This is a genomic window from Paraburkholderia sp. BL6669N2, from assembly GCF_003387275.1.
Lineage (GTDB): Bacteria > Pseudomonadota > Gammaproteobacteria > Burkholderiales > Burkholderiaceae > Paraburkholderia.
On record NZ_QUNA01000001.1, the window covers coordinates 4,620,454 to 4,638,096 of the forward strand.

General features: G+C 62.4%; 14 protein-coding genes. 7 read left to right on the forward strand and 7 right to left on the reverse strand.

Annotation, left to right across the window (positions count from 1 at the left end):
* Positions 1-59: 59 nt before the first annotated feature.
* Positions 60-1,523 carry a glucose-6-phosphate dehydrogenase gene (zwf, locus tag B0G80_RS20870; RefSeq protein WP_106279932.1) on the reverse strand — a complete coding sequence of 488 codons (1,464 nt, stop codon included), beginning with the start codon at positions 1,521-1,523 and terminating at the stop codon, positions 60-62.
* 544 nt (positions 1,524-2,067) lie between these two features.
* On the opposite strand from zwf, the gene B0G80_RS20875 reads away from it, so the two are divergent.
* The 4 genes from B0G80_RS20875 (at position 2,068) to B0G80_RS20890 (ending at position 6,516) form a co-directional block, all read left to right on the forward strand.
* Entirely contained in the window at positions 2,068-3,315 is a 1,248-nt protein-coding gene (locus tag B0G80_RS20875) for an ABC transporter substrate-binding protein (RefSeq protein ID WP_106279934.1), read from the forward strand.
* Positions 3,316-3,511: 196 nt separating this feature from the next.
* Complete coding sequence (locus B0G80_RS20880) at positions 3,512-4,450, forward strand: carbohydrate ABC transporter permease (RefSeq protein ID WP_106279936.1); 939 nt, start codon at positions 3,512-3,514, stop codon at positions 4,448-4,450.
* Positions 4,440-5,297 (forward strand): carbohydrate ABC transporter permease, encoded by an 858-nt coding sequence (locus B0G80_RS20885; protein WP_106279938.1) that lies wholly within the window; start codon positions 4,440-4,442, stop codon positions 5,295-5,297. The genes B0G80_RS20880 and B0G80_RS20885 overlap by 11 nt, the downstream gene beginning before the upstream one ends.
* Before the next feature lie 103 nt (positions 5,298-5,400).
* On the forward strand, positions 5,401-6,516 hold the full coding sequence (locus B0G80_RS20890) for an ABC transporter ATP-binding protein (RefSeq protein WP_116119253.1): 1,116 nt from the start codon (positions 5,401-5,403) through the stop codon (positions 6,514-6,516).
* Positions 6,517-6,598: 82 nt separating this feature from the next.
* Here B0G80_RS20890 and B0G80_RS20895 read toward each other — a convergent pair whose 3' ends face one another.
* Together B0G80_RS20895 and B0G80_RS20900 are read right to left on the reverse strand one after the other, a co-directional pair.
* Positions 6,599-7,516, reverse strand: a complete 918-nt coding sequence (locus tag B0G80_RS20895) for a LysR family transcriptional regulator (protein WP_106279942.1) — start codon at positions 7,514-7,516, stop codon at positions 6,599-6,601.
* A 136-nt stretch (positions 7,517-7,652) separates the two neighbouring features.
* Complete coding sequence (locus tag B0G80_RS20900; protein WP_116119254.1) at positions 7,653-8,312, reverse strand: glutathione S-transferase family protein; 660 nt, start codon at positions 8,310-8,312, stop codon at positions 7,653-7,655.
* Positions 8,313-8,589: 277 nt separating this feature from the next.
* On the opposite strand from B0G80_RS20900, the gene fliD reads away from it, so the two are divergent.
* A complete protein-coding gene (fliD, locus tag B0G80_RS20905) occupies positions 8,590-10,098 on the forward strand; it encodes a flagellar filament capping protein FliD (protein WP_116119255.1) in 1,509 nt (502 codons plus the stop codon).
* A 69-nt stretch (positions 10,099-10,167) separates the two neighbouring features.
* On the opposite strand, the gene B0G80_RS20910 is transcribed toward fliD, so the two are convergent.
* The 3 genes from B0G80_RS20910 to trxB form a co-directional block, all read right to left on the reverse strand.
* Positions 10,168-10,788 (reverse strand): trimeric intracellular cation channel family protein, encoded by a 621-nt coding sequence (locus B0G80_RS20910; RefSeq protein ID WP_106280433.1) that lies wholly within the window; start codon positions 10,786-10,788, stop codon positions 10,168-10,170.
* Between the two features lie 13 nt (positions 10,789-10,801).
* Complete coding sequence (locus B0G80_RS20915; RefSeq protein WP_116119256.1) at positions 10,802-11,560, reverse strand: Smr/MutS family protein; 759 nt, start codon at positions 11,558-11,560, stop codon at positions 10,802-10,804.
* A gap of 199 nt (positions 11,561-11,759) precedes the next feature.
* Positions 11,760-12,761 carry a thioredoxin-disulfide reductase gene (trxB, locus tag B0G80_RS20920; RefSeq protein WP_106279950.1) on the reverse strand — a complete coding sequence of 334 codons (1,002 nt, stop codon included), beginning with the start codon at positions 12,759-12,761 and terminating at the stop codon, positions 11,760-11,762.
* A gap of 344 nt (positions 12,762-13,105) precedes the next feature.
* Between trxB and B0G80_RS20925 the strand changes: the two genes are divergently transcribed.
* Positions 13,106-15,418: a DNA translocase FtsK gene (locus B0G80_RS20925; RefSeq protein ID WP_181919994.1), complete on the forward strand. Its 2,313-nt coding sequence runs from the start codon at positions 13,106-13,108 to the stop codon at positions 15,416-15,418.
* 361 nt (positions 15,419-15,779) lie between these two features.
* Positions 15,780-16,514, forward strand: coding sequence for an outer membrane lipoprotein chaperone LolA (lolA, locus tag B0G80_RS20930; protein ID WP_116119257.1), 735 nt, complete (start codon positions 15,780-15,782; stop codon positions 16,512-16,514).
* Between the two features lie 67 nt (positions 16,515-16,581).
* On the opposite strand, the gene B0G80_RS20935 is transcribed toward lolA, so the two are convergent.
* A complete protein-coding gene (locus tag B0G80_RS20935; protein WP_116119258.1) occupies positions 16,582-17,502 on the reverse strand; it encodes a LysR family transcriptional regulator in 921 nt (306 codons plus the stop codon).
* Between the last annotated feature and the right edge of the window lie 141 nt (positions 17,503-17,643).

Sequence of the window (17,643 nt, forward strand, 5' to 3'; positions counted from 1 at the left end):
GTCGGTGGGTCTTACGGGCGGCGCGCCATATTCCATTCAATACGACGTGCCGCCATGATTCAATTCTCTTCTTCGAGCCAGCAGGTGCCGTGCTGCGCCAGCATCGCGCTCGAAGCGGCCGGTCCCCACGTGCCCGACGCGTACGGCTTGGGCGGCTTGTTCGACGCCTTCCATTCGTTCAGGATCGGTTCGACCCAACGCCACGCGGCTTCCTGCTCGTCGCGCCGCACAAACAGCGCGAGACGGCCGTTGATCACGTCGAGCAGAAGGCGCTGATACGCCTCCATCTGTCCTTCGCGGAAGAACTGGTCGAACGCGAGGTCGAGGTGAACGCTGGCCAGGTTCATGCCCTCGCCGGGCTGCTTCGCGAGACAGTACAGGCGAATGGTTTCGTTCGGCTGCAGTCGGATCACCAGGCGGTTCGCGCCGGCGCGCAAAGCGGAAGCGCCGAGCGCCGAATGCGGCACCGCACGAAAGTTCACGACGATCTCGGCGACGCGATCCGCCAGGCGCTTGCCGGTGCGCAGGAAAAACGGCACGCCGGCCCAACGCCAGTTCTCGATCTCGACCTTCAGCGCAACGAAAGTCTCGGTCGTGCTGTCCGGCCGCACGCCGGGCTCGGTTGCGTACGCGGGCACCGCGGTGCCGCGGATCACGCCGGAATGATATTGGCCGCGCACGGCGACCTTGCCGATATCGCGCGGATCGATAGGCTTCAAAGCGCGCAGCACGCGCAGCTTTTCGTCGCGTACCGAATCCGAATCCATGGAGTGCGGCGGTTCCATCGCGACGATGGAAAGCAGTTGCAGCAAATGGTTCTGCACCATGTCGCGCAACGCGCCGGTGTTGTCGTAGAAGTCGCCGCGCGCTTCCACGCCGAGTTCTTCGGCAATCGTGATCTGAATGCTCTCGACCCACTCGCGACGCCACAGCGGTTCGAACAGCGCATTCCCGAAGCGCAGCGCCAACAGGTTCTGCACCGGTTCTTTACCGAGGTAGTGGTCGATCCGGTAGATCTGTTCTTCAGCGAAGATTTCGCCGACCGCATCATTGATGGCATTCGACGACTTGAGGTCGTAGCCGAGCGGCTTTTCCAGCACGATGCGCGAATTCTCGTTCAGCCCAACCGATGCCAGCGCATGGCAGATCGGCACGAACAGCGACGGCCCCGTAGCCAGATAGAACACGCGAATGCCAGGCAGGTTCTGGATGGCGTCGCGCAAGTGCACGAAGTCTTCCGCTTTGCCGAGGTCGATGTTCACGAACTCGATGCGCTCCAGAAAGCTCGACCATGCCGCTTCGTCCACACCGTTCTTCGACACATGCGGCTTGACGTGCTCGTTCACCCAGTGGATGTACTCGCCGCGATCCGTTGCATGCCGCGCCACCGCAACGATCTTGCCGCTGTCGGCCAACATGCCGCCTGCACGGTGCGCTTCAAACAGTGCGGGGAGGATCTTGCGCATCGACAGATCGCCGGTTCCGCCGAAGAGAACGAAGGTGAAGCTTGAATCGGTTTGCATGAGTCTCCGTCGATGTCCTGGGGCCGCGGAAGATGAGCGAAAGCGCGACCGTAGTCCGATAAAATATTTTTTGACACTGAATTGTAGTTTAACTACAATCCAAATCAAGAGGTAGCGCTAATTCGATGAAAAAAGCGTGCGCTGTGAGTCAAGATGCGCGTTTTCCCGAATCGGCAGGCGTCCCCTGCATGTTAACGGACATTGCGTGTCGGCACGCGCCAGCATGCCCCGGCGGCCTTACGGAAAGCCGGGGAGTTGAGCGGCTTTCCGTAATGGTCGGCACCAGGTTGACATGCAAGGCACCTCGAGTCTGCCGCGCGAAACGCGGGCAGGCAAAAATCAAAAGAGGAGACAGTCAGTTGCATCCCGAACCACTCATCTCTTGAGCTTCCAGCGGCCGGACATTGGTCCGCCGGCACATGCCTCGCGCATGCGCCCGACCGTGCTCGATCGCCCAGTGTTTTGCCTGTTTGAACCAACCACAGCACCCTGGCGACATCAGGGGCCATTTGTTTTTTGTTCAGGTGTCTGGAGGAGATAAGCAATGAAATTTCGCGCGATCATGGGCGCTTTGTGCGCCGCAGGTCTGATGTGTGGCGTCTCGGCCGTGCAAGCCGCCGAGTCGGTCGAAGTGTTGCACTGGTGGACTTCGGGCGGTGAATCGAAAGCCGTCGGCGTCCTCAAGGACGACATGACGAAGCAGGGTTACACGTGGAAGGACTTCGCGGTTGCGGGTGGCGCCGGCGCGGCTGCCATGACGGCACTCAAGACGCAGGTGATCTCGGGCAACGCACCGAGCGCTGCGCAGATCAAGGGTCCGCTGATCCAGGACTGGGCGTCGCAAGGCGTGCTGGTGCCGATCGACTCCGTCGCGGGCGACTGGAAGAAGAATCTGCCGCCGGAAATCGACAAGATCATGCACGCGGACGGTCACTACGTGGCAGCGCCGTTCTCGGTGCACCGCGTGAACTGGCTGTACATCAACAAGGCAGCGCTGGACAAGGCAGGCGGCAAGGCGCCGACCACGTGGCCTGAGTTCTTCGCGGTGGCCGACAAGATGAAAGCCGCGGGCATCCAGCCGATCGCGATGGGCGGCCAGCCGTGGCAAGACCTGACGCTGTGGGAAGACGTCGTGCTGTCGCAAGGCGCGGGCTTCTACAAGAAGGCGCTGGTCGACCTCGACGAGAAGACGCTGACGTCGGATCAGATGGTCGGCGTGTTCGATACGGTCCGCAAGATCCAGGGTTACTTCGACGCGGGCCGCACGGGCCGTGACTGGAACCTGGCAACGGCCATGGTCATCAACGGCAAGGCCGGCATGCAGTTCATGGGCGACTGGGCGAAGGGCGAATTCGCCAACGCCGGCAAGAAGTCGGGCTCGGACTACATCTGCGCCGCGGTGCCGGGCACGGAAAAGTCGTACACGTTCAACGTCGACTCGTTCGTGTTCTTCCAGCAGAAGGGCGCGAAGGCGGCCACGCCGGGTCAGCTCGCGCTGGCCAAGACGATCATGTCGCCGGACTTCCAGGAACAGTTCAGCCTGAACAAGGGTTCCATCCCGGTTCGTCTGGGCGTGTCGATGGCCAAGTTCGACGACTGCGCGAAGAAGTCGTACGCGGATGAACAAGTGGCGATCAAGTCGGGCGGCTATGTGCCTTCGCTGGCGCACGGCATGGCGCAACCGGATGCAGCAGCCGGCGCGATCTCGGACGTGGTCACGAAGTTCATGAACTCGCAGCAGGATTCGAAGAGCGCAGTTGCCGCGCTCGCGAAGGCAGCGAAGACCAAGTAAGTGAAGTAAGCGAAGCGGCGCGCCCGGCGGTTCAGCAACGGGCGACGGGCGCGCCCTTCACGTCGCTGATTGCACTGGTTGCACTGGTCACAAGCGGCTTCACCCCTGGTTTCATAGAGTCACACCTATGCCGTTGCGGCCTCGCGTCTGTCAGGCGTGAATCTCCCGGCGGTACAGTTTCAGCAGGAGTCGAGTAGTGACTGCTTCTATCAGCGGAAACGGGAAAACGGCTAGCGCCGCCCGCCGCGCGTCGCCCATGGCGGCCCTTGCCGATCGCTGGATTCCGAAGCTGGTGCTCGCACCCAGCGTCGTGATCAGCCTGATCTTCGTCTATGGCTTCATTGCAATTACCGGCTATCTGTCGCTGTCCAATTCGCGATTGATGCCCCGTTATGAATTTGTCGGTCTCGATCGTTATCGCGAACTGTTCGATAACGATGTGTTCTGGACGTCGGCTGCGAACCTCGGCTGGTTCGGCATCCCGTTCATCGGTATCTGTATCGGTCTCGGTCTGTTTCTCGCGATCCTGCTCGATCAGCAGATCCGCAACGAAGGCGCGCTGCGCGCCGTGTTCCTGTACCCAATGGCGCTGTCGTTCATCGTGACGGGTACGGCGTGGCAATGGATCATGACGCCGAGCATCGGCCTCGAAAAAGTGTTCCACGACTGGGGCTGGACGAGCTTTTCGTTCAGCTGGCTGGGCGATCCGGACAAGGCGATTTTCTGCGTCGTGATCGCGGCCGTGTGGCAGTCCACCGGCTTCGTGATGGCGCTGTTCCTTGCGGGCTTGCGTGGTGTCGACGGTGAAATCTTCAAAGCCGCGCAGATGGACGGCGCGGGCTTGCCCACCATCTACCGCAAGATCGTGATTCCGAGCATGCGCCCGGTGTTCTTCTCCGTGCTGCTGATTCTCTGCCACATCACGATCAAGACCTTCGACCTGGTGGTTGCGTTGACCGCGGGCGGTCCGGGCACGTCTTCGTCGCTGCCGGCTATTTTCATGTACACGTTTTCGTTCAATCGCGGGCAGCTGGGCGTCGGCGCGGCATCGTCGATGATGATGCTCGCCACTGTCGTGGCCGTGCTCGTGCCGCTCATGTATCTGGAATCGAGGAGCACCCGCAATGCAGCCTAAGATGACGATCAGCCGTGCCGTCATTTATGCGGCCTTGTTCCTGTTCGCCCTGTATTTCCTGTTCCCGCTGTACGTGATGCTGTCCACGTCGTTCAAGGACATCGACCAACTGCGCACCGGCAATCTGCTCACGCCGCCCACGCACTGGACCGTCGATCCGTGGATCAAGGCCTGGAGCGGCGCCTGCACGGGTGTGCGTTGCGATGGCATGCAGCCGTTCTTCATGAACTCGGTGCGCATGGTGATTCCTGCCGTGCTGATCTCGTCGATCATCGGCGCGTTCAACGGCTATGTGCTCACGCACTGGCGTTTTCGTGGCGCGGATCCGATCTTCACGATGATCCTGGTCGGCTGCTTCATTCCGTTCCAGGCGATCCTGCTGCCGATGGCGCGTTTCGAAGGCTTTCTCGGCCTGTCGAACACGACCACCGGTCTGGTGGTGGTGCACGTGATCTACGGTATCGCCTTTACCACGATGTTCTTCCGCAACTTCTACGTCAGCATTCCGGCTGAACTCGTGAAAGCGGCGCGTATCGACGGCGCGGGTTTCTTCACGATCTTCACGAAGATTCTGCTGCCGGTTTCGCTGCCGATTTTCATGGTGTGCCTGATCTGGCAATTCACGCAGATCTGGAACGACTTCCTGTTCGGTATCGTGTTCTCCGGCGTCGATTCCATGCCGATCACGGTGGCGCTGAACAACCTCGTGAACACCTCGACCGGCGTGAAGGAATACAACGTGGACATGGCCGGCGCGATCATCGCCGCGTTGCCCACGCTGCTGGTCTATATCATCGCCGGACGCTATTTCGTGCGCGGCCTGACGGCCGGCGCGGTGAAGGGCTAAAGGCCGGGCTAAATCATCCGAGCGCGGCGGCTTCTGTTCGATTCGAAGCCGTCGTCACCCGATAAAGTTTTCAAGCAGTACCAGAGACAAGAGGATTCACAGCATGGCAAGCCTTTCCATCCGTGACGTGTACAAGACTTACCCGAACGGGGTGCCGGTTCTGAAGGGTGTCAATATCGACATCGAAGACGGCCAGTTCCTGATTCTGGTCGGCGGTTCGGGCTGCGGGAAGTCGACGCTGCTCAACATGATTGCCGGCCTCGAGACGGTGACCAAGGGCGAGATCCAGATCGACGGCAAGACGGTGAACAACCTGTCGCCGAAAGATCGCGACATTGCGATGGTGTTCCAGTCGTACGCTCTGTATCCGTCCATGACGGTGCGCGAGAACATCTCGTTCGGTCTGAACATCCGCAAGGTGCCGAAGAACGAGCAGACGCAGATTGTCGACCGCGTGTCGAATACGCTGCAGATCACCCACCTGCTGGACCGCAAGCCGGGTCAACTGTCCGGCGGCCAGCGTCAGCGCGTGGCCATGGGCCGTGCCTTGGCGCGCGATCCGGTCATGTTCCTGTTCGACGAGCCGCTGTCGAACCTCGACGCGAAGCTGCGTATCGAGATGCGCTCGGAAATCAAGCTGCTGCATCAACGCCTCGGCACGACGATCGTCTACGTGACGCACGATCAGATCGAAGCGATGACGCTCGGCGACCGCATCGCGGTGATGAAAGACGGCGTTGTGCAACAGTTCGGCGCACCGCAGGACATCTACGACTCGCCGTCGAACCTGTTCGTGGCCGGCTTCATCGGTGCGCCGCCGATGAACTTCATTCAGGGCAAGCTGGTGGAGCAGGGCGCGGGCGTGGCGGTCGAGCTGGATACGGGTGTTGCGCGCACGGCGCTGAACCTGCCGTTCGACTCGGCGAAGGTGAAGTCGCACGTGGGCCGTGAGGTGATTCTCGGCCTGCGTCCGGAGCGCATCACCGACGCGCGCGGCGCGCACGGCGACAACGCGAAGCTACAGCCGATCGAAGTGAAGGTCGACGTGATCGAGCCGACCGGTCCGGACACGCTGGTGTTCGCACAGGTCAACGGCAAGCGTATCGTGAGCCGCGTGCACCCGGCGTCGAACCCGCAGCCGCTGGCGAATACGACGCTGCTGTTCGATACGTCTAAGGCGGTGCTGTTCGATCCGTCGAACGAAGAGCGGATTGCCTGATCGCGAAAGTCCGATTGCATGAGAAGAGAAAAGCCCCATGCGTTGCAAGACGCATGGGGCTTTTCATTGCGGCGACCTTGGCTTACTGCTCCGGAATACGCAGATCCGGATTGTTGCGCGCCAGTTCCGTCACCCACTCGATGAAAGCACGCAGCCGCGAACTCAGATTGCGGCGATGCGCATACAGCACCGAAAGCGGCGTGCCGGGGCTCGTATAGCCGGTGAGGATTTCCTTCAGCGCGCCTTGCGCAATCAGATCGGCGACCATGAAGCGTGACGGCTGGATGATGCCGTGACCGAGCGCCGCCGCGCCGATATAGACGCTGCCGTCGTTGACAGCGAGCACGCTCTTTAACGACACCTTGGCAATATCGCCGTCCACCTCGTATTCGAATGGAAACGTCCTGCCGGTGCGCGCGGACACGTAGTTGACCGCGCGGTGCTCGCTCAATTCTTCGAGCGTGGTCGGCTCGCCGTGTTTCTCCAGATATGCCGGCGACGCGCACGTGACAATGCGCGCCTGGCCGATGCGCCGCGCGACGAGACTCGACTCTTCCGGCGTGCCCATACGGATCACGCAATCCACGCCGTCCTGAATCAGATCGATGTTGCGGTCGGCGAGGCCGAGCCGCACGTCGATCTCGGGGTATTGCCGGTAGAAATCGTCGAGCGCGGGCAGCAGCAGTGCGCGCGCCAGCGTGCCGGACGTATCCACGCGGATCGTGCCGGCCGGATTTTCGCGCTTGTTCGACAGCGACGACTCGGCGTCGGTGACTTCGGCGAGGATGCGCACGCAGCGCTCGTAGAACAGCGCGCCGTCTTCGGTGACGCTGACCTGGCGCGTCGAACGATTCAACAGACGCACGCCGACGTGTTCCTCCAGCGCCTGGATGGTGCGGCTGACTTTGGCGCGGGGCAGGTCGAGCGACTCGGATACTTTGGTGAAGCTGTTCGCCTCGACCACACGCGTAAATATCTCCATCGCTTCGAAACGGTCCATGTTTTGCCTTAAGGTTGATTGGCGGAAGTAGGTTTCGAAGTGAAGTGTATAGGTTGGGAAATTTGTTGTCGCAAACCGTTAGGGTCGACGTGGCGCAGACGCTCGTCTTTTGCGCGACACGGCCATGCCGTAGCCCTCAATCCCGGTCCGGCGCGCCGAGCGGGAAATACGAACGGTAGGGCCGCGCTTCGTCCACCGCGCGAGCGAACGACGGCCGCGCCAGCAGGCGCTTGCGGTAGGCCAGCACGTGCGGAAACGCCGGGCCGATCGCGTGCGTCCAGTCGGCGTAAAACAGGAACGGCGCGGCGCCGCAATCGGCGAGGCTGAAGGTGTCGCCGGCCGCCCATTCGCGCTCCGCCATCACCTTGTTCAGCCAGCCGTACGCGGTATCGAGCATGGCGCGCGCATCGGCGACGGCTTGCGGGTCGCGCTCCGGCTCGGGGCGCATGCTGTCGTAGACGATCTTTTGCTGCGGCGTCGAGATGTAGTTGTCGAAGAAGCGATCCATGCTGCGCACTTCCAGCGCCGCGCGAGGATCGGCCGGCAGGAGTTGAACCGGCCCGGCGTGATAAAGGCCCAGATACTCGATGATGATGCTCGCCTCCATCACCGTCCGGCTGCCGTCCACCAGCACCGGAAAGCGCTTGATCGGCCAGAGCGCGGCGAATTCGGCCATGACTTGCGGGTCGTCGTGCGCCAGCAGGCGCAGTTCGAACGGCGTGCCGTTTTCGTAGAGCGCGGTCAGGACCTTCTGGCAGTACGAGGAGAAGGGATGGGCGTAGAGCTTCAGGGTCATCGTGGTCACCTTGGACGGTTGGTGAGTTGCTGTGGCACGAAAACGGCCGGAGCGACCGTTTTATCTCACGACGAGTGGGAGCCACGCAAATCGACAGCCACGACCCTTGGCATCAACATTCGCTACGTTAAAACGTCACAAAGCCATCAAGAAAGATGGTGTAACATTTGAAAACTTTGTAAGAGACCGCGACGTGACCGGCTAGACGGCGCAGCAGCGACGAGCCCGGGGCGTCACTCAATCAAAAACGAATAATTCGACGCACGGGGAGCTTCACATGTCCAGCATCACGTCCTCGGTGAACAGCGCGACGGCCAACGCGCAGAGCCAGGTTCAGCAGGCAGCGCAATCCATCATCAGCGGTTCGACTGGCAATTCGTCGATGGATGTCTCGACCCTGGTCTCGGCACTCGTCAACGCCAAAACGGCGGGGCAGGCGGCGGCGTTGCAAGCCAGGCAGACCAGCGACAACACCACCTTATCCGCCTACGGCGCGCTCAGTTCGGCGTTGTCCGCCTTGCAGGCGGCGATCAAGAACCTGTCGGACGGAACGACGTTGTCCACCTTCGCGGCCACCGCGAGCGCCAAGGGCCTCGATCCGAAAGCGGGCCCCGGCGCGGTGGCCGGCAGCTATACGATCGACGTGACGCAGATCGCTTCGTCGCAAAGCCTGTCTTCGGCGGCGTTCGGCGCGACCACGCAACTCGGCACAGGCACGTTGAGCATCTCGGTCGGCGGCAAGTCGATGGATGTCTGGATCGACAACACCAACAACACGCTGAGCGGCATCGCCGCCGCGATCAACAAAGCGTCCAGCAATCCCGGCGTCACGGCTACGATCGTGACCGGCACCGGCGGCGCTCACCTCGTGCTGCGCTCGGCGGCCACCGGTTCAGGCAATACGATCAATGTGACCACTAGCAACGTTCAGAACGACGCGGGCCTGTCGAGCCTCGGCGTGACGTCGACGCCCGGCGCGAACGGCGGGGCGTCCACGATCGTGTCGTCGGATGCCGGCAATGCGTGGCATCAGAGCGAAGTGGCGCAGGACGCGCTGCTCACCATCGGCGGAATCGCGGCGCGCAGCGCCAACAACGCCGTCACCGATGCCATCGCCGGCGTCACGCTGAATCTGTCGAGCGCTTCGGTCAACAATCCGCAGACGCTGACCATCGCGCCGGACACCACCGCGCAGAACACGGCCATCACGAATTTCGCCAACCTGTACAACACCGTCGTCACCACGATCAGCAAGCTGTCCTCGTACGACAAATCGTCGAAGCAGGCCGGCGCGTTGCTCGGCGATTCCACGCTGTTGACGGTCAAGAACGCGCTGGCGTCGATCGTGAGCGGCGGGGTGGGTACGGGCACGTCGGTGGTGAGCCTTGGGCACATCGGCATCACGTTGAAGGGCGATCCGGCGGACGGCACGCTGGTGGTCGACAACGCGAAACTCACTACTGCGCTCAATACCAGCCCGGCGCAGGTTGCCGCGTTATTCAACTCGACCGATGGTCTCGGCGCGAAGTTGAACAAGAGCGTCAACGAGTTCACGCGGACGGGCGGCATCATCGACACGCGCAATACCGCGTTGAATGCCGACCTGAAGAGTGTCAACGCGCAACAGACCAGGCTCAGCGATTACTCCACGCAATTGACGAAGCAGTATCAGAGTCAGTTCACCGCGTTGAACACCTTGATGGCGACCATGAACAACAATTCGGCCTATCTGACGGCGCTGTTCGGCGGCTCGAAGAGCGCGGGGGCGTTGGCGACCAACAAGTGAGTTTGAAGCGCGGCGCGTTGCAGTTTGCGGGCAATGCGCCGTGCGTCCTTGCGAGCCACGCCGCGTCAGTCAATGCGGCAAACGCACATTGAACCTGAACGTCACCAACCTCGCAAGCAGGATAAAAGCGGTGGCAATCAACACGCTATACACCGTGTCGAAATCGATGTAATCCAGCAGCACGTACAGCCAGCAGCCCACGAACGCACACGTGGCGTACGGCCGCGAGTCGCGCAGAATCAGCGGCACTTCGTTGCACAGCACGTCGCGTATCACGCCGCCGAAAACGCCCGTCAGCACGCCCATCATCACCGAGGTGAACCACGGCATCTGCGCGTCGTGCGCGATCGACGTGCCGCCTATGCTGAACAGTCCCAGCCCGATCGCATCGGCTACCAGCAGAACCCGCTCTGAAAACAGCCGCGAGGTCATCTTCAACAGCGTCGGCGCGAACAGCGACATAACGAAGATCGCGATCAGATAGCCTTGATGTTCGACCCAGTAAAAAGGCCGCCTCTCCAGCAGCACATCGCGCAACGTACCGCCGCCGAAAGCGGTGGCGATCGCCACCAGAAATGTCCCGACGGCATCGAGCCGGCGGGTTTTGGCTTCGATGAAACCGGAAATGGCGTACGCGAAAATCGCCAGCGCCTCCATGATGGTCAGCGCGAGCGTCAGCCTTGGATGGATCACCGTGGCTCCGTCAGGCTTTGGCGTGAGCAGGCGCAGCGCCCGGCTGCAACAGCACGACCACCGCGCCGGCGCCGCCGTCATGCGGACGCGCCTGGCAGAATGCGATCACTTCGGACTTCTGCACGAGCCACGCGCGCACTTTGCCTTTCAACACCGGCTCCTTGCCGATCGACCCCAAGCCCTTACCGTGAATCACGCGCAAACACCGCAAGCCGCGCTTCACCGATTCGCGGATGAACTCGGCCAGCGCCTCGCGCGCTTCCTCGCGCCGCATGCCATGCAGATCGATTTGCGCTTGCACGATCCAGTCGCCGCGCCGCAGTTTGCGCACGACTTCCTGGCTCACGCCGGGACGGCAGTAGTACAGCGTCTCATCCGTTTCGAGCAGAATCTCGGGATCGAACTCGTCCGAGATTGCTTCGTGCAGCACGGCTTCTTCGTCGAGTTTGGTCTGTACCGGCAGCGGCGGCGGGGGATTACGCGGCAGCGTGGCGCGCGGCGGCACGGCGAGCGGCGCGACGGAGCCGATCTCGCGGCGGAACAGATCGGCGTCCGCCGAGGCTTCACGCTGCGCGGCAGCAGCGGCTACCCTTTCGCGCTCGCGCCGTTGCGTGTCGACTTTGAGCGCGTCGCGCAATGCGCCGAGGCCGGCAAGACCGGCCGTCGGATCGAGCTTCGGTTTGACGGCAGGCGCAGCCGGTGCGGGCGCGGGCCGCGCGACGGCTCGCGCGCGCTTCGGTTCGCTCGGGTGAGGCTGATTCTTCGGCATATCGCTAGTAACAGGCAGAGAAAGTAGATCGGTCGCGCGACGTTTACCGACGACCGGAAGACCTGAATGCGAAAAGGCCGCCGGCTTTGCAGCCGCGGCCTTCTTTCAAGCGGGCGGCCGGGCGATGCCCAGCCGCCATTTTACCGTTGCGCTCAGTCTGCCGACGCGGTTCGCAGACTGGCGCGGCCGCCGCCGTCGATTAACGCTCGGCTTCCTGGCTCATCGCGTGCTCGCCGACCATCTCGTCGATGGTTTCCAGGTAGCGTTGCGCGTCGAGTGCAGCCATACAACCCGTGCCGGCGCTGGTGATAGCCTGACGGTACACGTGGTCCTGCACGTCGCCCGCGGCGAACACGCCCGGCACGCTGGTGGCGGTCGCAAAACCGTTCAGGCCGCCTTTGGTGATGATGTAGCCGTTCTTCATCTCCAGTTGGCCGGCGAAAATGTCCGTGTTCGGCTTGTGGCCAATCGCGACGAACAGACCTTGCAGCGCGATGTCTTCGGTGGCACCCGTTTTTGTGTTCTTGATGCGCAGGCCGGTCACGCCGGACTGGTCGCCGGTGACTTCGTCGAGCGTGCTGTCCCACTTGATCTCGACCAGGCCTTCCTTTTCCTTTGCCAGCAAACGGTCGATCAGAATCGGCTCGGCGCGGAACTTGTCGCGGCGATGAATCACGGTCACCTTCCTGGCGATCCCGGACAGATAGAGCGCTTCCTCGACCGCGGTATTGCCGCCGCCGATCACCGCCACATGTTGTTGCTTGTAGAAGAAGCCGTCGCAGGTGGCGCAAGCCGACACGCCTTTGCCCATGAACGCTTCTTCCGACGGCAGGCCGAGATACTGCGCCGATGCGCCGGTCGAGATGATCAGCGAGTCGCAGGTGTATTCGCCCGAGTCGCCGATCAGGCGGATCGGCTTTTCATCCAGCTTGGCCGTATGAATGTGGTCGAAAATGATTTCGGTGTTGAAGCGCTCGGCGTGCTCCAGGAAGCGCCCCATCAGTTCCGGGCCTTGCACGCCGTTGGGGTCCGCAGGCCAGTTTTCGACGTCGGTCGTGGTCATGAGCTGGCCGCCTTGAGCCAGGCCCGTGACAAGCACCGGCGCGAGGTTGGCGCGCGCCGCGTAGACCGCCGCCGTGTAGCCGGCGGGACCGGAACCGAGAATCAGAACCTTGGCGTGTTTCGTGGAAGTTGCAGGCATGATCGAATCCTTTTACGGCGCCCGGCTCGCCCATGCGAGGCCGCGCGACTTGAGCTGAAACTATAGATGGGTATCAGCGCGACATTATAAAGGGCGGGGCGCCGGCCTGCTCCATGAAGCTTTCCGATCACGCCGATAGCGTCGGCGGCGGGCCTCGCCACGCCTTTCTGTGGCCAAACGGCCAAGTTACCGTCATTTACAGCCTCGCGCGCGACACTGCGTTTACAATAGGCCGGATCGAAGTTCCCGGAAGCCGGGATCGGGCCCGAAGCCGCGCTGGGCGAGGCTTAACCACGACTCAGGCCGGAGCCGGGCACACACCGGGCACACACGCAACAGGATCAATGGCAAAAGCTCCCTATTCCGCGAGCGCGCAGGCATTGCCGCACCGCATGTCGCGCCTTTTCACCGAAATCCGCTGGATCCTGCAGGTGGCGCTCGGCGTTTTCCTGCTCATGGCGCTCGTCAGCTATAGCCGGCGCGATCCGAGCTGGACCCATGCCGCGCAGGTCGACCATATCGCCAACTGGGCGGGCCGCGTCGGCGCGTGGACGTCGGACATCCTGCTGCTGCTGTTCGGTCTGTCCGCCTACTGGTGGATCGTGCTGCTCGGCCGCCATATCTCCGCGAACTACAAGCGCATCACCCATCACGAGGAAGAGCAGGAAGACGTGCCGCGCGAGAGCTGGCTTGCCGACGCGTTCGCTTTCATGCTGGTCCTGCTGGCCTGCGACGGCATCGAGGCGCTGCGCATGTGGTCGCTGAAGGTGCAGTTGCCGCGCGCGCCGGGTGGCGTGATCGGCGAGGCCGTCGCGCGTGGCGTGTCGCATGCGCTCGGCTTCACAGGCGGCACGCTGGCGCTCCTGATCGTGCTCGGCATCGGTTTGTCGCTGTATTTCCGTTTTTCGTGGCTGTCCGTGTCGGAGAAGGTCGGCGAATCGATCATATCCGCGGTGACTTTCGCCAAGCTGCGCCGCGAGGCCGGCCGCGACCGCAAGCTCGGTGAAGCGGCTGCGGTCAAGCGCGAAGGCAAGGTCGAGAAGGGCCGCGTGCGGATCGAGGAGCACGAGCCGGTCATGATCGTGCCGCCGGTCGTCACGCCGGCCAAGTCGGAGCGTGTCGAGAAAGAACGGCAAGTGCCGCTCTTCACCGACCTGCCGGGCGATTCCACCTTGCCACCCATTTCGCTGCTCGATGCCGCGCCCGTCGCGCAGGAAACCATTTCCGCGGATACGCTGGAATTCACCTCGCGCCTGATCGAGAAAAAGCTTAAGGACTTCGGTGTCGAAGTAAGCGTGGTCGCGGCGTATCCCGGCCCGGTGGTCACGCGCTATGAAATCGAACCGGCAACGGGCGTGAAGGGCAGCCAGATCGTCGGTCTTGCCAAGGATCTCGCGCGTTCGCTGTCGCTCGTGTCGATTCGCGTGGTTGAAACCATTCCTGGCAAGAATTTCATGGCGTTGGAGTTGCCGAACCAGCGTCGTCAGACCGTGAGCCTCTCGGAGATTCTCGGCTCGGCGGTTTATGCGGATGCCGCGTCGCCGCTGACCATGGGGCTCGGCAAAGACATCGGCGGCAAGCCGGTGTGCGCCGACCTCGCGAAGATGCCGCACTTGCTGGTGGCGGGTACGACGGGTTCGGGCAAGTCGGTCGGTATCAACGCGATGATCCTGTCGCTGCTCTACAAGGCGAGCGCCGATCAGGTCCGCATGATCCTGATCGATCCGAAGATGCTCGAAATGAGCGTGTATGAAGGCATTCCGCATCTGCTGTGTCCGGTGGTGACGGACATGCGTCAGGCCGGTCACGCGCTCAACTGGGCCGTGGCTGAGATGGAGCGCCGCTACAAGTTGATGAGCAAGCTCGGCGTGCGTAACCTCGCCGGCTACAACAACAAGATCGACGAGGCCGCCAAACGCGAAGAAAAACTGCCGAATCCGTTCAGCCTCACGCCGGACGATCCGGAGCCGCTCACGCGTCTGCCGAACATCGTCGTGGTGATCGACGAACTGGCCGACCTGATGATGGTGGTCGGCAAAAAGGTCGAAGAACTGATCGCGCGGATCGCGCAGAAGGCGCGCGCGGCCGGCATTCACCTGATTCTGGCTACTCAGCGTCCGTCGGTGGATGTGATCACCGGCCTCATCAAGGCTAACGTGCCGACGCGGATGGCTTTCCAGGTGTCGTCGAAGATCGACTCGCGCACCATTCTCGACCAGCAGGGCGCGGAATCGCTGCTCGGCATGGGCGACATGCTGTATCTGCCGCCGGGCAGCGGCTTGCCGGTGCGCGTGCACGGCGCGTTCGTGTCGGACGAGGAAGTGCATCGCGTGGTCGACAAACTCAAGGAGCAGGGCGAGCCGAACTACATCGAGGGCATTCTCGAAGGCGGCGTGACGGGCGAGGGCGACGAAGGCTCCGCGGGCGCCGGAGGAACCGGATCGGGCGACGGCGAGTCGGACCCGTTATACGACCAGGCGGTCGACGTCGTGCTGAAGAACCGCCGTGCGTCGATCTCGCTGGTGCAGCGGCATTTGCGCATCGGCTATAACCGTGCGGCCCGGCTGCTTGAGCAGATGGAAAACTCGGGCGTGGTGTCGGCGATGTCGTCGAACGGCAATCGCGAGATTCTCGCGCCGGCGCGGGAAGCGGAATAAACCGCGGGCAGCGAGTTCGCAGTGAGGCGGCGAATGCGCCGTCGGCTGCGAGACGCGGGCGCCTCTTTATCGCAACCGAAAGCAAGGCAAGCCATGCTTTGCCGCGTCGAGGCGTCGCCACCACTTCGACGGCTCGTTTGGCGAGCCGAGCTTTGCGGCATCAAAGCGCCGGTCGTTACCCTAAGGCTCGTTTAAGGCGGGGTGGCTAAGCTGCCATGACACGTCTGAGTACGGCGCCGATGGGAAACAGGCTCGCCGGCATCGCGGCAGCCCCTGGCCAATATGGGCACGCAAGGCATTGCCCAATGCGCAAGCAAGCGGTCACGACCGCTCAACGAATTCAATCAAGGGAGAAAACCACATGCAGCTATTCGCGCAGCAGCACGCACGAGAGAATGCTCAATCCAACCGATTTGGCCAGTTCGCCCGCAGCTTGGTGCGCGGCGTCGGCAGCGTGGCGATCGGCGCGTCGGTGCTGTTCGCGTCGCAGGCGTTCGCGAGCGGGACCGAGCAACTGAAGGCGTTCGTCGCGCAAGTGCATTCGGCGCGCGGCACTTTTGTCCAGCAGGAAGTGCGGGCGCCGAGCAAAGCGCAAAGCGCAAGCGGCACATTGTCGACCCAAGGCGCGGGCAAAACCGGCACGTCGAGCGGCACCTTCACGTTCGCGCGCCCGGGCAAGTTCATCTGGCAATACGAGAAGCCCTATGCGCAACTGTTGCAGGCAGACGGCGACAAGCTCTACGTCTACGACAAGGATCTGAATCAGGTGACGGTGCGCAGCCTCGGCGGTGCGCTCGGCGCGAGCCCGGCGGCGATCCTGTTCGGCAGCAATGATCTCGACAAGAACTTCACGCTGCGCGATGCGGGCGTGAAGGCCGGCATCGACTGGCTCGAACTCACGCCGAAAGCGAAAGACACGCAGTTTCAGCGCGTCGGTATCGGCTTCAAGGACGGCAATCTCGAAGCGATGGAATTGCACGACGTGTTCGGCAACGTGACGCTGCTGACTTTCTCGAACATTCAGAAGAATCCGCCGCTGCCGGCCGACGCGTTCAAGTTCACGGTGCCGAAGGGCGCGGACGTGATCAACGGATAAGCCGATACGCAGTTGGCGTGCGATCGTTAAAAAGCCATGGCATGCCGTGGCTTTTTTATCGCGCGGGTTATTCGTCCACTTCCAGAACCTGCGCCGGATGCGCGGCCTTCATATCGTCGATAAACGCTTCGACGATATCCGTGCGATGCTGCCGCGCACGTGTGACCATGTGAAACGCGACGCGATAACGCATCTGCGCCGGGTTCAGCGCGGCGAGCAACCCTTGCTTGACGAACGACGCGGCGAAATGCCCCGGCAGATAGCCGAGATGATGCCCGGAGAGCACCAGCATCGCGACCGCTTCCATGTTGTCCGCGACTGCGGTGACGTTCTGTGGCGTGGTCGAACTCTCGGCTTCGGGCAGCGGATAGCTGCGCCACGCCCATTCATGCTGCGCGGCCTCCGCGGGCGGCACGTCACCGGCCTGAGCGAACAACGGATGCCCTTTCGCGCAGTAGGCGAACTGATCTTCCGCGAACACCTCGGTGTATTCGAGCGACGGCACGCGATGCCAGAAATAGCCGATGCCGATCTGAATCCGCCCATTGAGCAGCAGTTCTTCGAGTTCGCCCGGCGAGCGCACCAGAATCGAAAATCGCACGGACTGATCGCGCGCCCGGAACCGGCCGATCGCGTCGCTGATGCGCGCGCTCGCCGACACCGGCGTGTGGCCTATCATGCCTATATCGAGCGTGCCGACCAGCTTGCGGCCGACGTTGCGCGCCTGCATGCCGAAGGTATCGACGGCTGACAGCAGGGCGCGCGCCGCGTCGATGAACTGCTCGCCGCGCGCGGTCAGGCTGAAGCCGCCGCGACCGCGCTCGCACAGCCGGTAGCCAAGGCGGGTTTCCAGCGTGGCGAGTTGCGTGCTGATGGTCGACTGGCCGACGTTGAGCGTCGCCTGGGCCGGGGAAACGCCGCCCGCATCGACAATGGCAAGAAAAACGCGGATCAGCCGCAGGTCGAGATCGGTGAGTTGGGAGAACATACGTCAGGATACATCGCTGAAGATCAATGTGAAGTTTATTCCGTCGGTATTTTAACTTCTGGAAAACTGCTCAAGAATCGAGATTCGCCCGGCAAGGTGCGGTTCTGTTGCTTCTCCCCGGCCGGTCCGCATGTTTTTGCT

Bases quoted from the DNA above. Each gene is read 5' to 3' on its own strand.
- lolA (WP_116119257.1), top strand. From the start codon at position 15,780: ATGCAGCTATTCGCGCAGCAGCACGCACGAGAGAATGCTCAATCCAAC.
- fliD (WP_116119255.1), top strand. From the start codon at position 8,590: ATGTCCAGCATCACGTCCTCGGTGAACAGCGCGACGGCCAACGCGCAG.
- B0G80_RS20900 (WP_116119254.1), bottom strand. From the start codon at position 8,312: ATGACCCTGAAGCTCTACGCCCATCCCTTCTCCTCGTACTGCCAGAAG.
- B0G80_RS20925 (WP_181919994.1), top strand. From the start codon at position 13,106: ATGGCAAAAGCTCCCTATTCCGCGAGCGCGCAGGCATTGCCGCACCGC.
- zwf (WP_106279932.1), bottom strand. From the start codon at position 1,523: ATGCAAACCGATTCAAGCTTCACCTTCGTTCTCTTCGGCGGAACCGGC.
- B0G80_RS20890 (WP_116119253.1), top strand. From the start codon at position 5,401: ATGGCAAGCCTTTCCATCCGTGACGTGTACAAGACTTACCCGAACGGG.
- B0G80_RS20885 (WP_106279938.1), top strand. From the start codon at position 4,440: ATGCAGCCTAAGATGACGATCAGCCGTGCCGTCATTTATGCGGCCTTG.
- B0G80_RS20935 (WP_116119258.1), bottom strand. From the start codon at position 17,502: ATGTTCTCCCAACTCACCGATCTCGACCTGCGGCTGATCCGCGTTTTT.
- B0G80_RS20895 (WP_106279942.1), bottom strand. From the start codon at position 7,516: ATGGACCGTTTCGAAGCGATGGAGATATTTACGCGTGTGGTCGAGGCG.
- B0G80_RS20875 (WP_106279934.1), top strand. From the start codon at position 2,068: ATGAAATTTCGCGCGATCATGGGCGCTTTGTGCGCCGCAGGTCTGATG.
- trxB (WP_106279950.1), bottom strand. From the start codon at position 12,761: ATGCCTGCAACTTCCACGAAACACGCCAAGGTTCTGATTCTCGGTTCC.
- B0G80_RS20915 (WP_116119256.1), bottom strand. From the start codon at position 11,560: ATGCCGAAGAATCAGCCTCACCCGAGCGAACCGAAGCGCGCGCGAGCC.